This is a genomic window from Micromonospora tarensis, from assembly GCF_016803395.1.
Lineage (GTDB): Bacteria > Actinomycetota > Actinomycetes > Mycobacteriales > Micromonosporaceae > Micromonospora > Micromonospora tarensis.
Genome location: NZ_JAEVHL010000367.1, coordinates 1 through 4,501 on the forward strand (window position 1 = coordinate 1; position 4,501 = coordinate 4,501).

Annotated in this window: 6 protein-coding genes; 3 read left to right on the plus strand and 3 right to left on the minus strand. The window is 69.9% G+C overall.

All coding sequences use genetic code 11. The annotated features are described in order from the left end of the window. Positions 1–144 precede the first annotated feature (144 nt). From JM949_RS33870 to JM949_RS33880, 3 genes are all read left to right on the plus strand, one after another. Positions 145–948, plus strand: coding sequence for a ParA family protein (locus JM949_RS33870; RefSeq protein WP_203152105.1), 804 nt, complete (start codon positions 145–147; stop codon positions 946–948). Between the two features lie 197 nt (positions 949–1,145). Beyond that, positions 1,146–1,325, plus strand: a complete 180-nt coding sequence (locus tag JM949_RS33875; protein WP_203152106.1) for a hypothetical protein — start codon at positions 1,146–1,148, stop codon at positions 1,323–1,325. Between the two features lie 205 nt (positions 1,326–1,530). Continuing rightward, positions 1,531–2,205: an Abi family protein gene (locus JM949_RS33880; RefSeq protein ID WP_203152107.1), complete on the plus strand. Its 675-nt coding sequence runs from the start codon at positions 1,531–1,533 to the stop codon at positions 2,203–2,205. A gap of 21 nt (positions 2,206–2,226) precedes the next feature. On the opposite strand, the gene JM949_RS33885 is transcribed toward JM949_RS33880, so the two are convergent. From JM949_RS33885 to JM949_RS33895, 3 genes are all read right to left on the minus strand, one after another. Then, on the minus strand, positions 2,227–2,937 hold the full coding sequence (locus tag JM949_RS33885) for a hypothetical protein (protein WP_203152108.1): 711 nt from the start codon (positions 2,935–2,937) through the stop codon (positions 2,227–2,229). 297 nt (positions 2,938–3,234) lie between these two features. Further along, positions 3,235–3,747, minus strand: coding sequence for a hypothetical protein (locus JM949_RS33890; protein WP_203152109.1), 513 nt, complete (start codon positions 3,745–3,747; stop codon positions 3,235–3,237). A 396-nt stretch (positions 3,748–4,143) separates the two neighbouring features. Beyond that, on the minus strand, positions 4,144–4,413 hold the full coding sequence (locus JM949_RS33895; RefSeq protein WP_203152110.1) for a DUF1883 domain-containing protein: 270 nt from the start codon (positions 4,411–4,413) through the stop codon (positions 4,144–4,146). Positions 4,414–4,501: the final 88 nt, after the last annotated feature.

A 4,501-nucleotide genomic window follows, 5' to 3' on the forward strand; every position in this document is an offset into this window, starting at 1 on the left:
CGCTCGCATTCAGGTCGGCTGACCATAAGTAAGAGGCATGTGAAACCTCACACCTGTATGAGGACAGCGTCATGACCAGGTGTTTCACACATCTCATACGCGTGTCTCTCCTCAGAACGGTATGAGGCGTCTACCGTGCCGACCATGTACAGAATTTCGGTGACGAACCAAAAGGGCGGCGTCGGCAAAAGCGCGACGACAATCAACGTCGGGGCAGCGTTGGCCGAAGAAGGACAGCGCGTGCTCCTGGTCGACCTCGACCCGCAGGGCCACCTAACCCGGGCGCTCGGACTGCCGGATGCCCAGGAGCCGGCAACCCTGGCCGGTGCGCTGCTCGGAGAGTGGTCCGGCGAACTGGGCGAGCTGATCGCCATCTACCGGGAGCGGCTGCACGTCATCCCCACCAACGCGGACATGTTCCTGCTGGAACCGCGGATGTACGGCGCGAACGTGCGTGCCCGCGAGTATCGGCTGGCACGCCTGCTCGACGCGCTTGAGGACGGCTACGACTTCTGCCTGATCGACTGCCCGCCGTCGTTGGCCGCACTGACCGACAACGCCCTCGTGGCCACCCGGCGGCCCGGGCCCACTGACCAGCACGCCGGTGGAGCGGTACTGATCCCGGTCCAGGCCGAGGACTCCTCACTGGACGCGCTGCGGCTGCTGTTCGACCAGATCCGCACCGTGGAGGAGGAGCTGCAGGTGCAACTCGACGTTGCCGGCCTGGTGGTGAACCTCTACGACGGCCGCCGCGGCCGCATCGCCACATCGACGCTGGAGGCGTTCCACGCGATGGAGGGCCTGGACGTGCTCGCCGTCATCGGTGATCGCACCGCGATCCGCGAGTCGTGGCGGCTGCACGCGCCGGTCGTCGAGCACGCACCGGGCTCGGACGCGGCCGGCTGGTACCGGGAGCTGGCCAAGACTCTGATCGGCGCGGACGCATGAGCTCCCGCAAGGACCTCCCGCCGCCGTCGACCGGTGGCGTGCTCTCCCGCCGGTTCAGCGCCAACGACGATCCAACGCCTCAGACACCTCGGACGGCTCACACCTCTCATTCGGCTCACACGTCTCACACGCCTCATACAGCCGCAGCGCCGCGGGCTGGCGACAGCAGCCGCGAGCGGCGCGCAGAGCCGTCCGGGATGACCCGCCGGACGTACTACTACTCAACCGCGGCCGCCGACGCCCTCGCTGCGGCCGTCGACCGCTTGCACTACGGCAGCCACGGCCGCATCTCCAAGAACGCGGCGCTCGACGCGATCATCCGTGCCGGTGTCGAGCAGGTCGACGTCATCGAGCAGCGACTACGCGGAGAGGGGTAGCACGCCTCTTACGCGTATGAGGCGTAAGAATTGGGGCGGTCGCGGCGAAGCTGACCGGGGTGTCTGTTCGTTGAACAGGCATGTCGCTTCGCGTCCGCCGACGAGCCCGGGAAAGTCAAAACCCCGGCTGCGTGCCCTGGAAGGGCAGAGGCTGGCCGGGGTCTTCGCAGCCAAGCATAGCGCGTTTCGGCAGCGTGGTGGGCCAATGGTGACGTTCGGCGCGGCCGAGTTGCTGACGTTGGAGCGGCGGTGGTCACCGGAGCGGTTGGCACCGTACCGGGCGGCGTGCCACGGGGACCTGGCGGCCGCCGTCGCGCTGTACCGGTGGAACGCGGAGATCTCCGCCGCGCTGGGCACCACGATTGGCCACGTGGAGGTGCTGCTGCGCAACGCCCTGCATGAGGAGCTGACCGCGTGGTCGCTGCGCCGCTACGGCGAGCCGGCCTGGTACCTCGACCCGGGTGGTGTGCTGAGCGATGAGGGCCGCCGCGACGTCGTCAAGGCGCGGTCTCGGGCGACCCGGGACGGTCGCCTGGAGACGCCCGGGCGGGTGGTCGCGGAGCTGAACCTCGGGTTCTGGCGGTTCCTGCTCGCGACCCGCTACGACGGAAGTTTGTGGCGGGGCTGCCTGCATCGGGCGGTGGCTGGGCAGCGGCGCCGGACCGTGCACGCGGCGGTCAGCCGGCTGCACGAGGCCCGCAACCGGATGGCGCATCACGAGCCGATGTTCAACCGGCCGGTTGCCGATCTGCGCCAGAGCGCGGTGGAGGTCGCCGGGTGGTTGTGCCCGGTCACCCGCGACTGGATCGACGCCGGCTGCCGACTCCTGCCGCTGTTGGCGGACCGGCCTCGCGCCGTGTTGCCTCAGCCGCGCCACTGACCGTCACACGCCTCACACGCCTCATACAGCCGCAGCGGCGTCGCCTCGCTGGACGTGGAGCTGGAAGCGGGCGTGCTCGCTCAGCGCGTCGACGTCGTCGACGGGCTCGGCGTGGCGCCGCAGCACCGCAAGGTCGGCGTCGGCGAGGGCGTGCAGCGCGTCGCGGAGCAGGGGCACAGGTTGGCCGGTGAGGGCCTGTAGCCGGGTCAAGGTGGTGTCGATGCCGTCCGGGCCGGCACAGGCGGCCACGGCGGACACAGCGGCCGCCAGGGCGTCGTCGAGCACCGCCGGTGGCGCTGGCCTGGGTGGTTCTGGGGCGGCGTCGGGACGGGCGGTCAGCGGCGTGCCGTGGACAATCCAGGAGTCGGGCGGCGGGTGGCCAAGGGCGTCCAGCACGGCGGCCAGGGCGACGCGAAGGCGGTGCCGCTCCCACGGGTAGCGGCCGGCGTGCAGCTGCTCGGCGAGGTCGGCCAGGGCTGTTTCCCACTGAGCGACGGTGACCGGTCGGCGTGGCTGCACGGTCCGCTCGACGACCCGTTGAGCCGGCACGGTCCGGATCCGGCCGGCGTCGACGTCGCCCTGGTGGCGACGCTCGGCGGTGCGCAGCTCGTAGGCGCGTTGCCGGCAGGACCGCTCGCAGTAGCGCTTCTTCCGGCCTCTGGCGGGCTGGACGATGGCGTTGCCGCACCACCCGCACGGTGTTTCGATCTCGCGTTCGGTGACCCCCGTCATCGCACCAACGGTAGGCCGAGATTTCGTCACTGACCTTGAGGGCGCACAGCTTGTGCAGCAGGTGTGCGGTACTCGGGTGGCCGCGGTTTTGGCGGTCGCACGGTCGGCTGTCCGCAGGGCAGGCGTGCCCACGACGGGGCGGTGGCCCGTCCCGCAGGGGCGGGGCGACGGACGCCGGACACTCGACGGCGGCCGTCACCGCTCAGCGTCCGACACGGCTTTGCACCGCCAAAAGTCTGCCTTTTCCTCCAACTTGCTCCGGCAACGCCGGCGCTAACGCTGCCGCTCACTGTGCCGCTAACGCTCGGCGTCACCACCACGGTGGTCAGCGCGCCGTTGCCGGGGCACCCGTCGCGGGCTCAGCACGCGGATGACGGCCTGGGTGGCGTCGTCGACGCGGGTGATGGCGGCCGCGCAGCGCTGCACGGCGTCGGCGAGGTACGCCGGCGGTGCGCCGGTGGAGTGCAGCACGGTGACGGCCTGGTTGAGCAGGCTGCCGATGCGCCCAAGGTGGGTGCGGGACTGCATCAGCCCGTAGGCGATCTCGCGGACCTCTTCGACGTCGACGCCGGGCGGCGCGTCGGTGTCGGCGCGGCCGCGGGCGGCGGCCAGGGCGTGGCGGGCGGCGTACCCCGCGGCGGTCTCCCCGGTGCGCGCGGCCGCGGCGTTCAGCTCGGCGAGTTCGGTGTCGGACAGCCGCAGGTTGACCCGGTTGGTGCGCCGGCCGCTCTCGCGCCGGCGGCGCCGCCGGCCCAACGCCCAATCAGCCGGTGCGGGCTCCGGCGTCGACGCCGGTGGTGTGTCGCTCACCCCGTGATCTTCCAACCTGACCGCGCCCGGTCGGGGGTCATGGGTCGACCGCGCTCGGTCCGACCGCGTTGGGTAACCCAACGCATATCTTGCTGCGACCGTTGCCAGGTTTCATCTGATGAAGCCGTCGCCGTCGTGGTGTCTTGTCCAGGCGAACATTGCGGAGTCCAGACTTACTTTGCGGATGACCTTGCGAACCGTCCGGGCAACTTTGCGAGCTGCTGGTCAGCGCCTCGTGCCACTCGGAGACGGGTTCGTAGGTGCCGAAAATCCGCAAGGTAGGTCCGGACGATCTGGCTCGCCGATGTCCGGACCTACCTTGCGGACTCCTGGTCCGGGCCTTGATCATCCGCAACCTTGAGCCAGACGGGACACGTGGTGATGGGCTGGCAGCGGTCAGTCGTCGTCGAAGACCTGGTTGACCGTGACCCGGATGTTGTCGGGGTAGCTGTCGACGATGAGCCACCAGTGATCGTCGTAGGGCACCTGCAGGACCACGGGGGTGAGGTCGTAGAAGCCGCCGAAAAACTCGTACTCGTCGCCGTCGACGTACGACTGGTACTCGTCGTCGTCCATCAGGCAGACCCGGGCGGTCGAGCCGCGCAACTCGATCTCGAACACGGCACCGCCCGCGCACGTGCCGAGGTTCCAGTAGAGGTGATCCACACGCTATGTGTAGTGGATGGCCACGCCCGGTAGGAAGCCTGCCGGGCGGGCATGGTCGACGCGGTTGTGCCCCCGCGTTCGTGCCACG